Annotated in this window: 13 protein-coding genes; 11 read left to right on the forward strand and 2 right to left on the reverse strand. The window is 48.3% G+C overall.

Annotation, left to right across the window (positions count from 1 at the left end; genetic code table 11):
• Positions 1 to 17 precede the first annotated feature (17 nt).
• The 7 genes from QZZ36_RS02275 to QZZ36_RS02305 all read left to right on the forward strand — a co-directional run bounded on the left by QZZ36_RS02275 (position 18) and on the right by QZZ36_RS02305 (position 10,118).
• On the forward strand, positions 18 to 2,921 hold the full coding sequence (locus QZZ36_RS02275; RefSeq protein WP_295076078.1) for a YfhO family protein: 2,904 nt from the start codon (positions 18 to 20) through the stop codon (positions 2,919 to 2,921).
• Complete coding sequence (gene truA, locus QZZ36_RS02280; RefSeq protein ID WP_295076081.1) at positions 2,881 to 3,642, forward strand: tRNA pseudouridine(38-40) synthase TruA; 762 nt, start codon at positions 2,881 to 2,883, stop codon at positions 3,640 to 3,642. The genes QZZ36_RS02275 and truA overlap by 41 nt, the downstream gene beginning before the upstream one ends.
• Before the next feature lie 29 nt (positions 3,643 to 3,671).
• Complete coding sequence (locus tag QZZ36_RS02285; RefSeq protein ID WP_295076084.1) at positions 3,672 to 4,844, forward strand: DUF5711 family protein; 1,173 nt, start codon at positions 3,672 to 3,674, stop codon at positions 4,842 to 4,844.
• 70 nt (positions 4,845 to 4,914) lie between these two features.
• Entirely contained in the window at positions 4,915 to 5,811 is an 897-nt protein-coding gene (locus QZZ36_RS02290) for a hypothetical protein (RefSeq protein WP_295076087.1), read from the forward strand.
• Between the two features lie 83 nt (positions 5,812 to 5,894).
• Positions 5,895 to 8,243, forward strand: coding sequence for an ATP-dependent Clp protease ATP-binding subunit (locus QZZ36_RS02295; RefSeq protein ID WP_295076089.1), 2,349 nt, complete (start codon positions 5,895 to 5,897; stop codon positions 8,241 to 8,243).
• Complete coding sequence (locus QZZ36_RS02300) at positions 8,233 to 8,928, forward strand: cohesin domain-containing protein (RefSeq protein WP_295076092.1); 696 nt, start codon at positions 8,233 to 8,235, stop codon at positions 8,926 to 8,928. The genes QZZ36_RS02295 and QZZ36_RS02300 overlap by 11 nt, the downstream gene beginning before the upstream one ends.
• Before the next feature lie 62 nt (positions 8,929 to 8,990).
• On the forward strand, positions 8,991 to 10,118 hold the full coding sequence (locus QZZ36_RS02305) for a DUF4317 domain-containing protein (protein WP_295076095.1): 1,128 nt from the start codon (positions 8,991 to 8,993) through the stop codon (positions 10,116 to 10,118).
• Between the two features lie 144 nt (positions 10,119 to 10,262).
• Here QZZ36_RS02305 and QZZ36_RS02310 read toward each other — a convergent pair whose 3' ends face one another.
• A complete protein-coding gene (locus QZZ36_RS02310) occupies positions 10,263 to 10,676 on the reverse strand; it encodes an NUDIX domain-containing protein (RefSeq protein ID WP_295076098.1) in 414 nt (137 codons plus the stop codon).
• A gap of 232 nt (positions 10,677 to 10,908) precedes the next feature.
• Here QZZ36_RS02310 and QZZ36_RS02315 point away from each other — a divergent pair, with 232 nt between their 5' ends.
• Together QZZ36_RS02315 and spoIVA are read left to right on the forward strand one after the other, a co-directional pair.
• Positions 10,909 to 12,456, forward strand: coding sequence for an SPOCS domain-containing protein (locus QZZ36_RS02315; protein ID WP_295076101.1), 1,548 nt, complete (start codon positions 10,909 to 10,911; stop codon positions 12,454 to 12,456).
• Positions 12,457 to 12,563: 107 nt separating this feature from the next.
• Positions 12,564 to 14,039, forward strand: a complete 1,476-nt coding sequence (spoIVA, locus tag QZZ36_RS02320; protein WP_295076104.1) for a stage IV sporulation protein A — start codon at positions 12,564 to 12,566, stop codon at positions 14,037 to 14,039.
• A 297-nt stretch (positions 14,040 to 14,336) separates the two neighbouring features.
• Here the strand turns inward: spoIVA and QZZ36_RS02325 are convergent, their stop codons facing one another.
• On the reverse strand, positions 14,337 to 18,221 hold the full coding sequence (locus QZZ36_RS02325) for an endo-1,4-beta-xylanase (RefSeq protein ID WP_295076108.1): 3,885 nt from the start codon (positions 18,219 to 18,221) through the stop codon (positions 14,337 to 14,339).
• Between the two features lie 570 nt (positions 18,222 to 18,791).
• On the opposite strand from QZZ36_RS02325, the gene yicI reads away from it, so the two are divergent.
• Together yicI and QZZ36_RS02335 are read left to right on the forward strand one after the other, a co-directional pair.
• Positions 18,792 to 21,110 (forward strand): alpha-xylosidase, encoded by a 2,319-nt coding sequence (gene yicI, locus QZZ36_RS02330; RefSeq protein ID WP_295076111.1) that lies wholly within the window; start codon positions 18,792 to 18,794, stop codon positions 21,108 to 21,110.
• 286 nt (positions 21,111 to 21,396) lie between these two features.
• Complete coding sequence (locus QZZ36_RS02335; protein WP_295076114.1) at positions 21,397 to 22,383, forward strand: CPBP family intramembrane glutamic endopeptidase; 987 nt, start codon at positions 21,397 to 21,399, stop codon at positions 22,381 to 22,383.
• The last annotated feature ends 26 nt before the right edge of the window (positions 22,384 to 22,409 follow it).

Consider the following 22,409-nt stretch of genomic DNA (forward strand, 5'->3'; position numbering starts at 1 on the left):
CGACAGAGAGGAAAACGATGAACAAAGAAGAAAGACGAATTGCTGCACGCATAAAGCTTGAGCAGTTCAGAAAAGGTAAATTTTACCGGATATTATACGAAAAGGGCGTACTTTATTTCATTATTTCGTTCCTGATACCTTTTTCAATAATGCTTTACGCATTCGGCGTGTTCGGGATACACCCTTTCGGTGACAGACAGATACTGGTCGTTGACCTGTGGCATCAGTACTATCCGTTTTTCAGGGTGGTGCATGAGAAATTGGCTACAGGCGGTTCATTCCTGTATTCGTGGGAGAACGGTCTGGGCACGAATTTCCTTTCGCTGATTTCGTACTATGCGGCGAGTCCGCTGAACTGGATATCGCTGTTTTTCGGAAACGGCGGCGAAAGGGACGCACTTACATTCATACTTGCGGCGAAGATAGGCTTCGCGGGAGCGTTTTTCAGCTCGTTCCTGAGGTATACCTATCACCGCAGGGATTTCTCGATATGTATGTTCTCGGTCGCATACGCTCTCAGCAGCTATACCTTAGGCTATTACTGGAACGTAATGTGGTTCGATACGATCGCGCTTTTCCCGCTGGTAATGCTTGGGATAGTAGCGCTCTGCCGCGAGGGGAAGTGGAAGATGTTCACATTCTCCCTTGCGCTGTCTCTCATAGCAAACTACTACATAGGATACTTTACCTGCATATTCTCGGTGTTCATGTTTGCGGCTGCAAGCATTATCGAGTGTAAAGGGATAAAGGACTGGTTCAGGAAGCTGTTTGTGATGATACGTTCATCTGTGCTGGGCATAGGTCTCGGCGCGTTCATGCTCCTGCCTGCTTATTTCGGACTGAAGCTGACATACAGCGTCAACAACACAATGCCCAAGCAGGTTACCTTCTATGAAGACTGGAAGAAGTTATTCGCTCATCTGCTGTCGTATGACGAGCCTACAAAGGTGGACGGACTTCCGAACTTCGCCTGCGGAATGCTGGCAGTGCTGCTCTTCGGAGTATTCCTGTTCTCATTCGGCATAAAGATAAGGGAGAAGATAGCTGCTCTTGTTATGCTGGGTGTTATTGCCGTCAGCTGCAATATGAATATCCTGAACTATATATGGCACGGCTTCCATTTCACAAATCAGATACCATACCGTTTTGCATTCATATTCAGCTTTGTACTCGCCGCGGCGGCGTTCAGGGCTTATGATGTGATACTTTCGAGGGGGATAAAGATATATCAGCTCGTTCTAATGCTCATAGCCCCTGCAACGGTATTTGTGCTCAACAAGATATCGAAGGGTGTTGACTACAGATTTGAGGGGGCGATAAAGAGCTCTGCGATAATAACCGGAGCATTCTGGCTCATATTCATATCCGCAAAGGTCTTTCCCTTCAGATTGCAGAAAAACCGCAATATTCTCCTGACCCTCGCGCTTTCCGCAGCTATGTTCAGCGAGTTCATCAGCAACGCTCAGCTTGGCGTAAAGACTGTCGATACTACGGGATACAAGGATTATCCCGCAAATTACCAGGAGGTCGAGTCACTTCTGAAATATGAGAGAAAGAATGACCGTTCACCGTTCTACCGTACTGAAATGAGCTCTACCTACACTCTCAATGACAGTGCGCTCTACGGGTATTACGGACTTTCACAGTTCTCTTCGGCTGCAAATGTTTCAGTGACTACACTGTGCAAACGGCTGGGACTGTATGCCTCAGAGGCAGGTAACAGATACTACTACAGGACGAATACTCCTCTGGTAAACGCTCTCTTCGGTATAAAATACCTTGTAAAGAAGAGCGGGGACCTTAATTCCGAGGAGTGGGCTTTCGACAATATAAGGACATACGGCAGCTCGAACCTTTACGAGAACCGCTACCCTCTTTCCCTGGGATTCATGGTCAGCGAAAATGTGCTCGATATGGAGGATAACGGCGCGGCTAACCCCTTCGAGTACCAGAATAAGCTCGTCAGCCGCCTGACGGGCAGAGAAGTGGAATTCTTCGTGCCGCAGCCTGTGGCTCTTGCGGAATATGACGGGCTTGACGTCACCAAGAACAGCTACGGCAACTATACTTTCCAGAACAATACCGAAGAGCCTACCGGCAGCGCTACCTATACATACGCCTGCCTTGACGGAAGCTATATCTACGGCTACGCAAACGGCTCAGGCGGTACCTGCGATCAGCTTGAGATAAAGTGCGGAGATTACCTTATCGACTCCGGAAAGCTTATCGAGAGCTATCCGATACTGTTCCCTATGGGCAACGGTCAGGCAGGAGATGAATCGACTGTGAAGATCACATCAAATGAGAAGCACAAGTCGGGAAACTTCAAGCTTATGGTCTATGCCCTGAAAAAAGACACCTTTGAAGACGTCTACCGCGCTCTCGCAGATGAGCAGCTTGAGATAAAGAAGTTAAGCGACCGTAAGATAAGCGGAAAGCTCAGCGTAAAGGATGACGGAGTGCTTTATCTGTCTATCCCTTACGAGAAGGGCTGGAAGGTCTATATCGACGGTGAAAGGACCGAGACTTTCAAGGTGCTGCAGGCTATGCTCGGAGTAAGAGTCGGCAGCGGCGAGCACGACGTGAGGATCGAGTATACCCCGGAGGGATTCCCTCTCGGAGTGACCATATCTTTCCTGTGTACAGTGCTTGTGATACTTTTGATGCTTGGCGAAAGACGGCGGATGATACGCCGGAAAAACCATGCGGCAGCGATGCAGAAGGAAGCGGAAAACGCCCCTGTGCCCTCGACATACAGACAGGGCGCTGCAATATATGACCAGTTCGGCATACCGAGACCGGAGGACCACATCGGCAGAGTCGAGGACTCCGAGGTAGTTCTCTATGACGGTGGCGGAACGGCTGAAAAGGAGGCGGATAATGCGCAATCTAAAAGTAATGGCGGCATACCGAGGTACTAAATATCATGGATTCCAGCGTCAGGACAATGCTGTTACTGTTCAGGAAGTTCTGGAGAGAGGACTCTCAAAGGTGCTCAATGAACCGGTGACAGTTACAGGCTGTTCGAGAACGGATACGGGAGTACACGCCAATATGTTCTGCTTCAATGTAAAGACCGGCAGCAGTATAAACTGCCTCGGCTTCTGCAGAGGAGTGAACGGCGAGCTGCCTGATGATATTTCCATTCTCAGCTGCGAGGACGCTCCCCTTGATTTTCATGCCAGGTATGACTGCAAGGGAAAGGAGTATATCTATAAAATGCACTGCAGCGAGTCGAAAAACCCCTTTGCGGCAGATCTTATGCTGCACTACAGGAGAACATTCGACATAGAGGCTGCAAGAAAAGCAGCAGGATACTTTGTGGGAACTCACGATTTTTCATCGTTTTGTGCTGACTGTACAAATGTTTCCACCACTATCAGGACTATTTATTCCTTCAAAATAGAAAATAGTGGAGATTCTGTGATAATGCTTGTAAAAGGCAACGGTTTTTTGTATAATATGATTAGGATAATCGCAGGCACTCTCATCGATGTGAGCGAGAAAAGGATAGCTCCCGACGATATACCTGCTATACTTGCCGCAAAGGACCGGCTCAGAGCCGGAAGAACGGCAATGGCTCACGGACTGTACCTGAACCGTGTGTTCTACAGTGAGGAGGAGCTGATGAAAGAAATATAAAAAACGGAACAAAAAAAGGAGGTGCCAGCGTGCCGAAGGTTTATGACGCCGATGACATCGTAGATCAGAAAAATCGGATGAAGCGGCAAAAACGACTGCGGCGGTTGATTTTGATACTGCTGGCAGCCGCTGTCGGAACGGGGCTTTATTTTACCCGCGAAAAGTGGTATAATAAATTAAGGGGTATAGGAGAACAGTACAGGACTATCGTCAATTCGGGCAAGCTTGCTGAAGGAAACTTTCCTATAGAGGTCAGCGGCGGATCAGAATATCAGCTCTGCCTTTCAGGCAGAAAGATGATACTGCTCAGCGATACGTATACTTATTACTATGATACTGACGGCACACTTATGAAGCGCCGGCAGCATACATACAACAATACAGTGCTGCGTACCGCAGGAGGACGGGCCCTGCTTTATGAACAGGGCGGAAATGATCTCAGTGTAGAGGACGAGGATCAGGTCTTCTACACAAAGACCTTCGCCAAAAGACAGATACTCTTCGCAAGGATAAGCGAGGAGGGCTATACAGCTGTAGTGACCACTGAGGACAACTACAACTGTGAGCTTACAGTGTATGATAAAAGGGGAAAGTACATTTACAAAAGGCAATGTATCGAAAGAGTCAGTGACCTAAGCTTTATTGACGGAAGCAAAGGTTGCGTGCTGGGATATATCTCAGCAGAAAACGGTCAGCTCATTACCAAGGTTCAGAAGATCAGTTTCAATGAGAAATCGGAGCACTGGACATCCCCGGGTCTCAATACCCTCGGTCTCAATGTCTGCGGATACGAAAGCGGCGCTTTTGTTATCGGCGCAGACGCCTGCGGCTATGTTGACAACAGCGGTCAGATAAGCTCGTATTACTCTTATGACGGCGAGTTTGTTGCAGGCGCAAGCGAGAACGGCAATTCAGCAGTTATAGTAAATAACGATGATAGAAGAAAATACGTCATGGCTCTGTTCAGCGGCGAAAAAGCCGAAGCGCTCGAAATAGTGCTTGATGAGCCTTCAATTGACGTTACCATCTATGAGGACCTGGCATATGTAATGTGTCAGGGAAAGATAATGGCTTATGATTTCCGCGGCGGACTGCGTTCCATTGCGGACGTAAGCGACTCATATACCGGCTTTGTACGCAGCGATGATCATATTTTCCTGATGGGCTACAATAAAATAGACCGTATAGATTATGAAAGCTGACTCTTATCAAGGATCAATTCTATTACCCGAAAGGAGGCAGCGTCATCGGATGTGATAGGCGCGAAATAGTATGGGAGAACAATTTTGGTGGTTTTACGATGTTATCGTAATAGCTGTAGCAGCCCTGTGCATATTTATTACAGCAAAGAAGGGTCTGCTCAAGGCGTCATTTGCAGTAGTAGGCTATATTCTGGCAGTATTTGTCAGCTTTTCAATCAGTTCGGGGATAGCTGACAAAATAACCGAGGATGCCATAAGGGGAAGCAATTCCCAGAAGATGCACCAGACGCTTTATGATTACAAGTATTCGGAAGAGCTTGCAGCAAAGATCGAGGGACTGAAATACAATATCTATGTAAGTCCGAGTGCCCTTGAGGACGTCTACAGCTCAGGCGAAGATGTTGACTATAATATCTATGATTTCCTGAATAAGCTCAGCAATAAGAAAGTCGATGAGGAAGAAGTATTCTACGAAAAGCTCCATAACTGCTATGCGGAAGCGGCAAAATCCCTCATCTCAAGGCAGCTGAATCAGTATTCGGCAGAATATGCTGCAAATGAGATCAGAAAGGATCCGCAGACATTCTGGCAGTTCCTGAAGATCATAAGCGATCCGGAGAATTCACAGCCGGGTGCAAATTTCCTTGTGGATCATTATCTTATGACGCCTTACAGGACTTATATCAGGCTTATTGTATATCTTATAGCGTTTGTACTTATCCTGCTCGCAGCGCTTGCCATAGCACACGCTGCCGCAAGGAACGACCATACGGACAATGGTGCGGTAACATATATTTTCTGCGGTATAATAGGTATCGCAAAGGCTGCGGCGATAGTATTCGCCATTGCAGTGATCATAAGACTGTATGTGATTATGGGCAGCAATAAAATGCTGTTCTTCAATCATGATGTAATTGAGAAGAGCTATATTTTCAAGTATTTCTATCAGATCGTGCAGAAATGGTAGTATACCGGATATGATGCGATATGCCGTTCACTCCGCTTTTACGCGGAGATGCGGTCATAACTAACTACAGGAGGAACTGCCTGATGATAATGTGCAGTAAATGCAAAAAAAGACCTGCGGTGGTGTTCATAACCTCTGTTCAGGGAAGCGAGAAGAAAAACGAGGGACTCTGCCTTTCATGCGCGAGAGCACAGAATATCCCGCAGATAAAGGAATATATGGATAAACTCGGTATCACCGACGAGGAGCTGGATCAGCTCTCCGATCAGATGATGGGTATGCTGGACGGCGACAGCTTTGAGATGGGCGGTTCAGGTGTGCTCCCTGATTTTATAACAAATATGTTCGGCGGAAATGATTCTGACGGCGATGAGGGCGAAAAGAGCGGCTTCGATCCGAGAAATCTCTTCGGCGGGAAGAGCTCAGACGATGAAAAGTTTTCAGACAACAAGGAAAAAAAGGGACCTCCCTTCGGCAGAGGCAAGGATAAAAAAATAAAGGAGCCGAAATTCCTCGGCAGCTACTGCACTAACCTCTCACAGAAAGCGGCTGACGGCAAGCTTGACAATATCATCGGAAGAGATATGGAGATAGACCGCGTCATACAGATCCTTTCAAGGCGTACCAAGAACAATCCATGTCTTATCGGTGAGCCCGGCGTCGGCAAGACCGCTATCGCCGAAGGCATTGCCCTGCGCATAAACGAGGGAAATGTTCCCTTCAACCTTGCGGACAAGAAAATATACCTCCTTGACCTTACTGCTCTCGTTGCGGGAACTCAGTTCCGCGGACAGTTCGAGAGCCGTGTGAAGGGACTTGTTGACGAGGTAAAGCGCGAGGGAAATATCATACTCTTTATCGACGAGGTCCATAATCTTGTGGGCGCAGGTGACTCGGAGGGTTCCATGAACGCCGCGAATATCCTGAAGCCGGCACTTTCAAGAGGCGAGGTACAGGTAATAGGTGCGACCACATTCGGCGAGTACCGCAAGTATATCGAAAAGGACTCCGCTCTGGAGCGCCGTTTCCAGCCTGTTACAGTAAACGAGCCCACTATAGAGGATACAGTAAGTGTACTCGTGGGAATAAAGAAGTATTATGAGGAATTCCATAAGGTACACATCTCGGATTATCTGGTAAGAGTCTGTGCTGTGCTCTCGGAGAGATATATCACAGACCGTTTCCTGCCGGATAAGGCTATCGACCTTCTTGACGAGAGCTGTGCCTTTGCTTCCATACGTTCTCCCGAAATAGGAGAGTATGAGAAGTGCAGAAAGGAAATAAAAGTTCTGGAGGATATGGAGAACACCATATCCGAGCAGGAGGAGATAGACTACAAGGCTCTTGCAGAGGTCAAGGGCAAGCTCATACACCTCCGCGAGAGCGAGGCGGAGCTTAAAGAAAAGGCTGAAAACGTGAATGTTGAGGAGTCCGATGTTACCAAGGTGGTAGAGCGCTGGACCGGTATCCCTGCAAGCAAGATAGCCGAGAACGATTTCCTGAAGATAGCAAGGCTGGACGAGGCACTCAAAAAGCGCATCGTCGGTCAGGAAGAGGCTGTAGGCGTTCTTACCAAGGCGATAAAGCGTACAAGAGTACAGCTCAGCAAGCGCCGCAGACCTGCTTCGTTCATATTCGTAGGTCCTACGGGCGTGGGAAAAACCGAGCTTGTAAAGGTACTGGCTGAGGAGCTCTTTGACTCTCCGGATCCGCTTATCAGGCTGGATATGACAGAGTATATGGAGAAGCACTCCGTTGCGCGTATGATAGGCTCGCCTCCGGGTTATGTAGGCTACGACGAGGCAGGACAGCTCACCGAAAAGGTACGCCGCAAGCCATATTCGGTAATACTCTTTGACGAGATCGAAAAAGCTCACCCCGACGTTATGAATATACTCATGCAGATACTTGACGAGGGCAAGGTGGACGACGCTCACGGAAGAACTGTAAACTTTGCAAATACTATAATCTGTATGACCTCAAATGCAGGCTCTACGGACAAGAGCATAGGCGTAGGCTTCAACCGCACAGAAAATGAGATAACCCGCGAAAAGGCAATGAAGGGGCTGAGAGATTTCCTGCGTCCGGAATTTATAAGCCGTATCGACGAGATAGTGGTATTCAAGGATCTTACCAAGGAGCATTATGCTCAGATCGCTGCCCTTACTCTCGATGAGATGAAGGAGCCCCTTGCGGAAAAGAATATATCACTTGAATATACAAAGGAAGCTCTTGATCTTATTGCGGAGAAATCCTTCGGCAAGTCCTACGGCGCAAGAGATATACGCCGTGTTATCCGTCAGGAGATAGAGGACAGTATCGCTGACCTGATAATAGAAAAGGTATCAGAAATTAATAAGATAGTTATATCCGTCAAGGACGGAAGCTTTAATGTTACCGGCAGAAAGGAGAAAGCCAAAAATGAAGCGTAATATCCTTGCAGCATTGCTTGCAGCGGCTTTAGCTGCCGGTATGGCAGGCTGCCTTGAAAAGAAGGAACCCGTAGTCTCGGACAGCGGAAAGACACCTTCTTCAACTTCGGCAGGCGAAAATGCTGAAGGCACGACAATGACCGAGAGCATGGAGCTCATGCGCCTGAAATATGCGGACGTTCCTGAGGCTTCAAGCGGTCCGGTCATAAAGATAAGCGATACTTCCGCAAAGCCCGGCGAAATGGCTGAGGTCACGGTGTCCGTGAACGGTGCCAACGAAAACTGGATGATGTGCGGTATCCATATAACATATCCCGACGTTCTGAAATGCAAGCTGGAAAATGAAGACGGTACGGACTTTTCAGTTGATTATGAGGCAGGTCCGGCTATAAAGAAGAGCGCAGGTTTTGTGGCTATGGACTGGGAGCTGAATCTTCCGGAAGAAATGGTACGCAATAAGACACGTTCACTTTTCTTTACGACGGTGTTCAAGGAAAATGACGGCAGAGACGGCGATATAGCGACGTTCTACTTCAAGGTGCCGGAAGACGCAAAGCCCGGAACAGTATATGATCTGGGATACTACTTCATGGATTCGGATATGTTCAGAAATGCTGAAAACGACCAGTCGTTTGAGAAGTATGCCTTTGAACATCTTCAGGGCGGAAGCATTACAGTAAAATGATAACAGGGAGCTGCGGCGCTTACGGGCGGCAGCTCCATTTTATGCGGAAAGGACAATACATAATGAATAAAAAGGAAACAGCGGAGATAAAGAAGAATTTTTCTGACAAGAGCGGCTTCTTTATAATGGAGCGCGTACTTACGGCTTTTATCGACGCTGAAAAGAATCTTCGCTACCATAATGTAAGCTCTTGCCTTACAATGCCTGTGGAGGAGCATGATGTATATGACGAAACTCTGAAAAAGGTGCTCAATACCAATGTGGGCAAGGCATTTATCGAGTATGAGTTCCCGAATGAGGCTTATGACGAGGGACAGCCTCAGAATATCCTGTATACTCTCCTGACATCTGAGCTGAAGGACGATATCGCCTGTGAGGAATTCCTGAACCATATCGCAAATAATATCGCATATACAGGGCCCTTTGCGGTAATAACCTCATACTGCACCTACACTATCCGCAAAAAGGACAAAAATGACGAGTTCGCAGAGGGCGAGGACGAGATGTACCGCTATATACTTACTGCTATATGTCCTGTGAATACCAGCAAGGACGGTTTTGTTTTCGACAGTGTGGGCAATGAGATTACAAAAAAGGTGAATACCGAGCTGATAATAAGCAAGGCTCCCTCGGACGGCTTCCTTTACCCTGTTTTCAGCAACAGGAGCTCCGATATAAATCATGTTATGTACTATACAAAGAATGTGAAGTCGCCCAATGTTTCGGTAGTTGAGAATGTACTGGGCTGCAGCTTTGTGATGTCAGCAGAGAGTGAAAAGAACAGCTTCCAGAGCATACTCAAAAATGTTGTGGGCGACGACCTTGACTATACTCTTATCAAGACTGTGAACGAGAAGATACAGGAGGTTGTCGAGGACAACAAGGACGATACGGACAGGGTTGTCATTGACAATATAAAGCTTAAAGATATACTTGTTGATGTGGGACTTCCGGAAGAGCGTGTGAATATGGTAGAGCCCGTGTACGAAAAGGTATGCGGCAATGCTCCGCTTACGGCTGCTAACCTTGTGGAGACAAAGACGGTCCTTGCTGCACCGGGAATAACAGTTAATATCAAGCCTTCGGCGGCGGATAAGGTACGCACCAGCGTAGTTGACGGCAGACGCTGCCTCCTTATCGACATTGACGACCCCACTATCGAGATCAACGGACTGCCGGTTACTCTTTGATAATTGAGAATATATTTGCAGTGGGCGGTGCCGGCACAGTCCACTAATAATCACTAATAACTGAACATTCAAGCGGGCGCACACTGTGCGCCCCTACAAGCTGACGGCTAATGGCTAAAAAAGGAGACCAAAAGGTCTCCTTTTTTAATGATTCTCTTTTATAGCGCTTTTTGCTTTAGCGACTATAGTTCTGTCATTTTCGTATGACAGTATATTCGCAGCGTATGAAATGTCTACCCAGCGGATATCCGCTATCTCTCCCTCCTGAGGTGAAAAATCCACGTTTTTCGCCTTGGCAAGAAAATAAACGACTACCTTTACGGTGTCTTTCTTTGGTGAGTAGGTAACTGTTTCTCTGAATGTCGGATCAATTATCACGTCAATGGAGGTCTCCTCCATTATCTCACGACGAGCAGTCTCGACCTCGGTCTCGCCCTTTTCAACGTGTCCCTTGGGAAAGGACCAGTGACCGCTGTTGATATGCTTTATCAGCAGAATTTCCGTATTGCCATGATATTTCCTGTAGACAATCGCGCCGCATGATTTCTCGTGGAGCATATATTATCCTTTCTTGCCCCTGTTTTTCGGGCAGAATAAAAGCAGACGCCATTCGGGGTGCTGCTTTTTTATGTTGTTCACAATTATTATAGCATATTTTGTCTATTTTGTCTATACCCGACTTTGTAAATTTGTAATGAATTTTATCAAAATAAGGTGCTGCCTGTACGGTTCTAAATAATTCTTTTGCCGAATATCATTACATAAAGCAATCTTCAAGGAGGTCTACTTTATGGATCTGAAACTTACCAAAGAGACTGTTCCGGCTGCTGAAGTGATATGCGACAGCGTACAGGAACAGCCTGTTGAACTTGATTATATCCTGCCTGATTACTGTCCGGACGTATTCCGTCTTATACGCTGTGAAGCTGTTCCCGTCATCACAGACTGGAACGTCAGCGGTGACAGGTTGACCTATGAGCTGAGGTGTGATATACATATCCTCTATTGCGGCGAGGACGGCTCGGCGGTGCAGTCCGTGGAGCAGCAAAGGACGTTTACACGCACTGCTGAGCTGGGAAAAAGCGTGGAGCGTCCTGAGGTAAGGATAACCGCAAAGACCGATCATGTGAACTTCCGTGCTGTTAACAAGCGCCGTATCGACCTGAGGGGGGCTGTTTCCGTCAAGATAAGTGTTGCGGGGGAGCAGGCGCAGGAGGTGGTCTCTGACGCAGAGGGCATGAATATACAGCTCAGGAAGGTACCTGTGAAATACGCTGCACAGAGGCTGTCAGCCGTGAAGAATGTACGTGTCGAGGAGGAAATAGAGCTGACCGCTGCTCAGCCTGATATCGTCAGCGTCATAAGCTGCCGCTGCAGTGCTCAGGACTGTGAGATAAAGCTGATATCAGGAAAGCTCCTTGCAAGAGGTGAAGCAGATGTGGAACTGCTTTATGCCGGAGACATAAATGATGAGATGACAGTAGAGCCTATGCGTTTCTCTCTGAGCTACAGTCAGATAATAGACGTTGACGGGCTTGATGACAGCTTTGAGTGCAAGGTGGTGCCGGAAGCGGTCAGCTGCGATATAAGCATAATAAGCGGCAGCGATGCCCGTGCTGTCCGTTGTGAGACGGAGCTGAGGCTGTCATGCACGGCGGTCAAGACTGCAACGGTAATGATAGCGGAAGACGCTTTTTCAACAGTTTATCCCTGCGGAGTGGAAATGTCAGAGATAAAGGCAGAGCAGATACCGGTGGTATACGATGAGAGTATCCGCCACAGCGCAAGGCTCGCTGAGGGTGAGAACGTACCGCTGAAGATATATGCAATGTGGAGCGAGCCTAAGAATATCAACGCTCATATCGGTGAGGACGGGCGTTCTGTGGTCATCAGCGGTATGCTCGTTTACTCTATGGCGGCAAAAGAGAATACAGGCAGTATCACCATGCCGGACCGCGAAGAGGCTTTTGAAGAAACTATTGCGCTCCCGGACCATATCAGCGGTGCAGATGTTTCGGCGGAGGTAAATGTCCGTGGGACCACTTATGATATCTCTGCTGAGGGAGTCCTTACCGCAAAAGCTGATATGGCTGTCAGGCTGTCAGTATACAGTTCTGATTCCATAAGAGCTGTAACGGATATAACCGTTGACGACAGTTCCAGAAAGGAGCGGGACGGCGATTACGCGATAAAGCTCTATTTCGGCAGCGAAAACGAGAAGGTGTGGGATATCGCAAAGCGCTACAGCACAAGCGTTTCCGCTATAATGGAAGAAAACGACCTTACCGGTGAGAGACTTGAAAACGGCGGTATGCTGCTGATACCTATAGTATCGTGAAATATTAGAGCTAAGAGCTTAGAACTAAGAGCTAAGAAATAGAACTAAGAGGTCTGGTTTTGCGGATATTAGTCCTTAGATCTTAGTTCTGAAAAAAGGAGAATATTATGGCTAAAGATATATACAGTGATATCGCCGAGCGTACAGGCGGCGATATCTACATCGGCGTGGTGGGACCGGTGCGGACGGGAAAGTCCACCTTCATAAAGCGTTTTATGGAAACGCTTGTTATACCTAATATTAACAGCGAGTTCAAGCGGGAAAGAGCACTTGACGAGCTGCCTCAGTCTGCCGCTGGAAAGACCATAATGACCACCGAGCCGAAATTCATACCTGAAGATGCTGTCCGTATCGACCTCGGAGACGGTGCTTCCTTCAACGTGAGGCTCATAGACTGCGTGGGATATATTGTTCCGAGCTCTCTCGGCTATATCGAGAACGAGCAGCCCCGTATGGTAATGACCTCGTGGTTCGACGAGGAGATACCCTTCAATATGGCTGCGGAGATAGGCACTCAGAAGGTCATCACCGACCATTCTACTATAGGACTTGTAATAACTACCGACGGCTCCGTTACCGATATCCCCCGTGAGGAGTACGAGGAGTGCGAGGAGAGAGTTATCCGCGAGCTGAAAGAGCTCGGCAAGCCCTTTGTGGTGATACTCAATACCGTAGATCCTGATTCTGCCGAAGCAAAGGCTCTTGCGGCGCAGCTTACCGAGCGCTACGACGCGAAGGTAGTCCCTGTGAACTGCCTGAGCCTCGACGAAGAGGATATACGGGGTATAATGCGTGAGATACTCTTCTCCTTCCCCATAAAGGAGATAAATATCCGCACAGCGAGGTGGATAAATACTCTCGGCAAGGGACACTGGCTGAAATCAGAGATACTGGACTGTATACGCAATGCTGCCAAGGATATAAAGCTTGTCCGTGAGGCAGAGGACGCGGCTGCGGCTATAGCACAGTGTCCCGACGTAATAAAGGCGGAGATAAGCGGTATAGATCTCGGCAAGGGGGCTGTCACCATAACTGCCGAGCTTGACAACAGTCTTTTCTACCGTATACTCGGCGAAACTACGGGTATAGAGATAGAGAGCGAAAGCGACCTCATGCCCCTGCTGTCGGAGCTCAACGAGATACGCCGCAAATACAAGCGTATCGAGCCGGCTCTTGCGGAGGTGGAGGCTACGGGCTACGGTATCGTTATGCCGGAGCTGGAGGAGATGTCCCTTGAGGAGCCTAAGATAATCCGTCAGGGCGGCAAATACGGCGTAAAGCTCAAAGCCTCCGCGCCGTCCATACACCTTATGAAAGCCAATATCAATACCACTATCAGTCCTATTGTCGGTACGGAGCGGCAGTCCGAGGAGCTTGTGATGTATCTCCTTGACGGCTTCGACGACGACCCGAAGAAGATATGGGAGAGCAATATCTTCGGAAAGTCCCTACACGAGCTTGTCAACGAGGGGCTTCACAGCAAGCTTTTCAAAATGCCTGTGGACGCCCGAATGAAGCTGCAGGAAACTCTCGAACGTGTCATAAACGAGGGCTGTTCTGGTCTGATATGCTTTATACTATGAAAAAAGGAGTACCGTGAGGTACTCCTTTTTTCAGCCGTTAGCTTTTAGCCATTAGCCGTTAGCCTGTAGGGGCGGCGTTATGCCACCCGTTTAAAAATATGAAACTGTCGGGGACGGCGTCCCCGACGTCCCGTTGTTACCCGACATTTTATGTCGGACAACAGGAAAGCCGTGCTGCCTAAGCACGGCTTTCCTGTTCTGATTTGTCCCTTACAATAAAAGTTTTGGAATTATATCAATCTGTGCGGCGCGTTTGTGCAGATGCACCGCACAGATCAACATCGAAAAGGAATTATATTATGCGAGCTTCCAGTAATCGAATTCGCAGTCGCCGCTGAATACCATGTAGATATCCTTAACACCTGTTACGTTATTCTCTACTGCTGCCAGCTCGTTCTCGCTGCCGTTGAGTTCGCCGTAACCGATGCAGGTACCTGTTGCAGAACCTACACAGAACTTAACTACTGCGTTGCCGCTGCCCTTGACTGTGATAGAAGATACGCCATTGCTGAGGTCAACGCCGCTGACCTTGATCCAATCGCCCTTCTTAGCCTTGACAGTTGTGTTGCCGACACCGCTTACGCTTATGTTCTTGGACTGGTTGGACATTGTCTCTGCCTGTACAGTCTCGTATGCGTTGAGGTTCTCGATCTGGCTTACACCGTTCTGTGAACCGTTACAGCTGATCTTTCCGTTGTTTATAGTTGCCTTGTCGATACAGGGTGATCTGTAGTTAAGACCCTTGCCGCCGTTAACGCCCATACGCATTTCAAGCTGACGTGAGTGATAAAGTACATAGTAGCTGCCCTTGAATTCGATGATCGAGTGGTGGTTGTTACCGCCGTTATCAAGTCTCTGTGTAGCTGTGTTCTTGAATACAACACCCTGGTACTGATATCCACTGAGCGGATTTGTTGATGTCATGTAACCGATATCAGCATTGCTGAATGACTGACCGTTTACATTTGCACCGCCGGGAACATTCCAGTTGTGGCAGAATGAATAATACCATGTGTTGCCGATCTTGATCATGCTTGAGTCTTCAAAGAGGTAAGGTGTACCGGGATCGATAGGTGTACCTACGATGGAGATCATGTCATCGCCAAGCTTAGCGATACGTCCCTGTTTTGTATTGGCAGCCTGTCCGTCAGGAACACCGCCGCCGTATGCAATGATAGCTGTATCTGTATCAGGGTCATAGTAAACGCCCGGATCGAAGAGCCATGTTACGTTACTGTTCGGTGTGTTTCTTGAAATGAGTTCGTGTCCGAGAGGATCCTTTACATTCTTGGTGAATGTCGGGTCGTCAGCTGTGATAACACCGATACCTGAACCATTGTTTGCGAAGTAAAGGAAGAACTTGTCCTGTCCGTTGATCTTTTTCCATGCTGCATCAGGAGCCCATGCGTTATTAGCCCATCTTGCAATAGGTGTGCCGTTTACTCTTGTTTTTGCAACAGGGATCTGACCGTGGTCAGTCCAGTTTACAAGGTCTGCAGTTGATAAGCAGTTGATATAGCCTGAAGAATAATCGTTTTCAATAAGCTGACCATTCTTGTATGCGAATTCATCAGCTGTTGTGTAAACGTAAAGTCTGCCGTCATATACGAGCCAGCCTGGGTCAGCACCGAAACGCTGAGTATAGATCGGGTTATTCTCGTTTTGCTTCTTGAAGCTTTCTGCCAGTGTAATGCCGCTGAACTTAGCCTCGTACTGTGAGGCATCAAGTGTTGCAACTGCCGGCTTGTTTACAGGGAATTCCTTGATCTTGCCAAGAATGAATTCCTGAAGACAAACGAGGTCTGTTACGTCAAATGCCTTGCTCTGGTCAACATCGGCAGCCTTCTGAGCGTTTGAATCGCTGAAACCGCCCTTGACGATAGCTTTTCTTGCCTCGACCATGTCTAAGGAGTTGATAACGCCGTCGTAGTTTATATCGCCGAGGTGGAGAGTTGTAGATGTCTGTCCGCCGGATGAAGTCTGTCCGCCGCTCGGAAGGTCAGGCTGTCCTGCGCCGTCAACCTTTGTGCCCTTGGGAGCGCCGATAACTTCGTCGATATAGAAGTCAACGTACTCGTTTTCGTCAGTTGTCTCAACGTAGATCTGCATATTGGAAGCGCCTGCGGGGATAGTATAGCTTGTATTTGCAAGCTGTACCCATTCGCCCTTTGGAGCTGAAGCAAGTGCGATCTGATCGTAGGTTGTTGTGCCTGAAGCGTCATCATACTGGAGAGTGAACTTGAACTCCTGTGTGGATGATGAACCGCTTGTATAGCAGGCATTAGCGGAGAAGCTGTAGGTCTCGCCTGCCTCGAATGCTCTTGAGTCAAGTGATAATGCAGCGCCGTTCCATGAGTTGGTTCTGCCGCTTACATAGAGAGACTTGCTGCCTGCGAACTTGGTGCTGCTGCTTGTCTCAACAGAAGCTGCGCCTCTGCCTGACCAGCTGTCAGTTGAGCTTTCAAATGTGCTGTGGAACCAGTAGCCCTCATCGCTTACTTTTGCAGGCTCAACAGGCTTTGGAGTGAATCCGCTGCTGCCGGGACCTGTGTAGGGGATACCTACGCCCCACTCGCTGTCGGGAACGAGGCTTGTAAGAGCTGTATACGCTTCCTTGGGCTGATTGCTGCCGTTGTAAAGAAGTCCGTTGCTGCCCGAACTGAGCCATGAGTTTGCGTCGTTCGGACCCCAGATCTGAACAAGAGTTACCTTGTTGTCGTGACCGGAGCTGTTCCAGTCCATAGCGTGCTTGAATATAGCCTTGTACTTGTTTGCCTGATCGGTATTTGAGTACCTGCCGCTCTCAACGCTGATATCAAGCTCTGTTACCTGAACTTCGATGCCAAGGTTGAGGTAATCGTCCATAGCCTTGAGATAAGAATTTGTATCGCCCCATGCGTTGCTTGCAGCAGCGTTTACGTGGGACTGCATTCCCATGCCGTCGAGAACGCCCTTAGCCTTCAGTGGCTTGAGGATCGAGTTGATGATACTGTTCTTCTTGCCGTCGGCAAATTCGTTATAGTCATTGTAGAAAAGCTTACAGGTTGAAGGAGCGTACTTTCTTGCGTAAGTGAAAGCCTCCTCGATGAAGCCGTTGCCGCCGTATACCTGAACCCAGGGTGAGTTGCCGTTGCCGTAGCCGCCGCCTCTCGGACCGCCGTTGCCGTTGTCCGAGATACACTCGTTACATACGTCGTATGCGTAGAGGTCAAGGTCCGGATACTGTGTTGCGAAAGCCTCGAACATATGCTGGATATAGCTTTCCATACGCTTGCTCATGGTGCTCTTGTCAACCCAGCTTCCGTTCTGCTGGAGGTTGCTCTTGAAGAACCACTCAGGAGTCTGGCTGTGCCATACAAGAGTATGTCCTCTGAAAGCAAGACCGTTCTTTACGCAGAAATCGCATATAGCAGCACAGCTGTTGAGGGATACCTTTATATTTGTGTCCGATGAACCGCTCTGTACCAGAGTTGCGTCGGGCTTTGTCTCGTTCTCACACTCGATAGCATTGTGATCCTTCAGGATTATGCCCTGTATACCGCTGTTGCTGATAGTACCTCTGTTGAAGATATTACCTACGCGGAAATAGTTTGCGAACTCGTCCTTGAGACCCTTGCCCGACGGTGCAGCGTGTGCTTCGCTTGCAGCCTTGTCGCCTGTGATAAGGAAATCATCGAACAGGAAGTCCTCTGTGGAATCGTTTGTTATTTTGAGTCTGAACTCATAGCTGTCCTTTGAAGCTGTATAGCTTCCTTTGAGCTCTGTCCACTCGCCTGCGGGGACATTCTTTGAATCGAGCTGAACAGTAGTTTCCTCTCCTGTCTTTTCGTCGATTGTCAGAAGTGAAAAGCGGAACTTTTCAGCTGTTTTGCTGTAAACCTTTACACTGTAGGTGTATTCGTCGCCGCCAAAGAGATAGAGTCCCTTTGAAGAAGCTGCGCCGTCAGATGACGAAGTACGGCCTGATATCATCATGCCTCGTGATGTACCGAAGCCTGCGCCGGGCTGAGCTGTGAGCTCAACGCTTTCGCCGTCACCGTACCAGCCTTCGTAGTTGCGCTCGAAATCGTTGTATACGATCTCAGCAGCATAGGTGCGCGAAACTACGTCAGGTAAAACGGTAATCACCCCTGAAAGGCAGCTTGCAGCCGTAAGGCCTGCAATCAACTTTTTTACTTTCATACATTCTCCTCCTCATTAATAAAATGTATATTTTTCGTTCAACGTAATGATATATTTTATATCATTTCATGCTGTTACTCTATTTTACAATATTTGTAATGATAAATTCAACCCCAAAAACAAAGAATAGGTGTAAAAAATGCAGACAAACTTAAAAATATGTAAAATTTAAAATATTTTCGGTCAAGAAATTGGTATTTTTTACATAGGATTACAATTGCTCAAAAGGCGGGCTTATGTGCGCAATATGTTGTGAGGATACGTCAGATAGCGGATTTTAAGGCTGCTTCTCGTCAGTTTGCTCAATTTGTATTTACAAATTTGTGTATTGTGACTATTACGAAGATGTGAATAGAATGTTCCGGCACTGCGTTTACAGCAAAAAATCAGGGGATACTATTATAATAGCGATCTGCGTTTTTTGCACCTGTGACCCGAAAAATAAATAAAGCTGCGCGGATATTCAATTAACTATTGCAAAAATCCGGAATTGATGTTATTATAAAACTATAGGAAATGTACGGTTGGTTTTAAAAGTTGTACGTACAATATCAGGCAGGGGGTATACAAATGAAAGTATCAGACGGCTACTGGATGAACAAAACAGGCTACAATGTACACTGGGCTTCGCAGATCTACGAAATAAAGGCGGATGAACGCTCGGTCACGGTCTATGCTTCGGCGCAGTACATCGCTAACAAGGGAATGACTCTCGGCGGTCCTGTACTGACAGTGACATTCACTTCAACTCTTGAAAACAGCATAAAGGTCAGGATAGAGCATTTTTCGGGGGCTGCTCTGAAAAAGCCGGACTTCGCGCTTAATGAGGACAGCGGATTCAGACCTGTCATAAACAGGCTTAGCAGCGGCGGTTGGGAGCTCGTCTCCGGCAAAACGTCGGTGAGAATAGGGTGCGAGAAGGAAAAATGGGACATTGCTTACTATTACGACGGCAGACTGCTCACAAGGTCTGGCTGGCGGACAACTTCACTTATCGAGGAAGAGCCGTGGCACAGGAAGCATACCCTTGAGGAGCAGTCGCAGGAGCGATTCTTTGCCCGTTCCGATAACGGCGGAAATACCTATATACGTGAAATGCTGGGACTGTCCGTAGGAGAATACATCTACGGCTTCGGCGAGAAGTTCACAGCCTTTGTGAAGAACGGTCAGACCGTGGAAGTGTGGAACAATGACGGCGGTACCTGTTCCGAGCAGAGCTACAAATCGGTGCCCTTTTATGTTTCGTCCCGCGGCTACGGAGTTTTCGTCAACAGTCCGGACAGGGTCAGCTTTGAGGTTGGAAGCGAGAATGTGTCGGAAACAGCCTTTTCAGTGCAGGGCGAGTCCCTTGAATACTTCATATTCGGCGGAGATACCATTGCCGGCGTTATAGAACGGTATACCGCTCTCACAGGCAGACCTGCCCTGCCGCCGCCATGGTCCTTCGGGCTGTGGCTGTCAACGTCCTTCACTACCGATTACGACGAAAAGACGGTCAGCTCGTTTATCGGCGAGATGAAGCGAAGGGACATACCTCTCGGCGTGTTCCACTTCGACTGCTTCTGGATGAAGGAGTTCCAGTGGTGCGGATTTGAATGGGACAGCGATAAATTCCCGGACCCTGAGGCTATGATATCAAGGCTCAAAGCAAATGGGCTGAGAGTATGCGTCTGGGTGAACCCATATATCGGTCAGCGCTCGGCAGTCTTTGCGGAGTGTGCGGAAAAGGGCTATTTCCTCAGGAACCGTGACGGCTCCGCCTTTCAGTGCGATATGTGGCAGCCGGGAATGGCTGTGATAGATTTTACCAATCCTGATGCGAGGACATGGTTCGCGGAAAAGATAAGGGCGCTTGCAGAGCTTGGCGTTGACGCGGTAAAGACCGATTTCGGGGAGCGTATCCCCACAGATGTCGTATACTCCGACGGCTCTGACCCCTACAGGATGCACAACTATTACTCGTACCTGTATAACAAAACCGTATTTGAGGCTCTTGAGGCGGCAAATGGCAGGGGGAATTCCTGCCTCTTCGCAAGGTCTGCCACCGCAGGCTGTCAGCAGTTCCCGGTACACTGGGGCGGCGATTGCTTCTCCTCATATGAGTCCATGTGGGAGACTCTCCGCGGCGGACTTTCGCTGTGTATGTCGGGCTTCGGATTCTTCTCCCATGACATCGGCGGCTTTGAGTCTACGGGAACTCCCGACCTTTACAAGCGCTGGACAGCCTTCGGACTTATGTCCACCCATTCGCGCTATCACGGGAACAGCTCCTACCGTGTGCCGTGGCACTTCGACGAGGAGAGCTGCGATGTTGCGCGGCATTTTGTAAAGCTCAAATGCAGGCTGATGCCGTATCTGTGGGCAAGCGCTGTAAAGACTAACCTTACCGGAGTGCCGGTGATGAGGGCGATGGCGGTGGACTTCAGCTCTGACCGCAATACGCTTACACTGGATACACAGTATATGCTTGGTGATTCCCTGCTTGCTGCTCCTGTTTTCAGCGAGGACGGCGAGTGCAGCTTCTATCTGCCGGACTGCGGCAAATGGACGGATATACAGACAGGCGAGACACTCTGCGGAGGACGCTGGTACACGAAAAAGTACGATTACTTCGGTATGCCTCTGTACGCAAAGCCCGGCTCAGTGATAGTTTTCGGTAACTGCTGCGATACTGCCGATTATGACTACCTCAGTGACATGAAGATAGTGGTATACGGTCTTGACGAGGGCATGACTGCCGAAGCCTCGGTATACGACGGCAGCTGCGAAGTGAGGGCAGATATAAAAGCGGTACACAGAGGAGACTGTATAGAACTTACGGTGACAGGCACGGACAAGCCCTTTACTGCCGAAAGCGCACAGGGACTGGATATAGTGGTTATCAGCTGAAAAGTTACTGCATTTCTCTTTACTTTTGCTGTGAATTATGGTAAAATAATATTCGGATATTCAGAACAGAAGGAAGGGATCTCAAATAGATATCAATGAACCTCAGGGTTACAGTGCGGAATATGCCGCCCTTAACCATGAAATATACGACCTTACGAGGCAGCTTGAGGAAAGGGACAGGGAGTACAGGAACTCCACAAAGATAGATCTCCATGATCCCTTCAGGAACCCTACCGAGTTCAGATGGTACAGGGACGATTATTCCGAGATACTGCCGTGGGCGACAATGCCTGAATTTTCAGTTCCGTTCGAGCCGGCAAATGTTGAAAAGAGTGCGATCAGACGTTTTTACAATATAGGCGGATTCACGGTGCTTATGCAGTTCTTTGCTTCGAGCCTGCTTGCCCTTGCCCTTATGGTAGTTATAAAATGGCTGCTCATGAAGCTGAATCCCGGCTCTCCTTCCAGTGCGGTATCGCACTATATGAGAAAGAGCTCGATACTTGCCGCGATAAACCTCTTTACCTATATGTTCACAAATATCGGTTTTGCGATTATTGGACTGAAATGGGCGAAGATAAAGCCCTCCTCCATGATAAAAACGAGGGATTACCATTTTGCGGACGCTGTGCAGCATTGCTTTGCGGGCATATTCATTTGGTATTCCGCTGCAATAATCTCCCAAGGCATAGAAAATATCTTTTCAAAGTACGGCTTTACTACGGAAGTCATGGATATGGATTACGGCGAGACCGGCATAGGCTTTGCGGTAATGGTGCTGTACAGCTGTATAATAGCGCCTGTTACGGAGGAGATATTTTTCCGCGGGGCTCTGATGAAGATATTCTCAAAATCGAACCAGCGCTTCGGAATATTCATGTCAGCCATGTTTTTCGGGCTTGCGCACGGTAATCTGCCGCAGTTCATGCTTGCTTTCCTTATCGGAATTTTCTTCGGTCATATAGACATGAAGCATAATTCGATAATCCCGTCGATAGTGGTCCATATACTTATCAACTCGCTTGTGACGATAATAACCGAATTCAAGGGCAACACGATCGCAATGGGATTCTTAGAACTTGCCGTTATCATCTGCTGTATCATCGGCGTTATCATGCTGGTGATATTCAGGAGCGAGTGCAGACTGCCGGTATCGACTCCCGAACAGAGCCGCAGAGGCATAGCGGTCGCAAAGACCTCGGTGGGCATTATACTTGCTGTTCTTGTTCAGGCTGCATATACGCTGCTTATAATCTATCAGACCAAAACGTAAATGAAAAACGCCATAGTGTCAGTGAG

The organism is Ruminococcus sp., from assembly GCF_016287535.1.
GTDB lineage: Bacteria > Bacillota > Clostridia > Oscillospirales > Ruminococcaceae > Ruminococcus.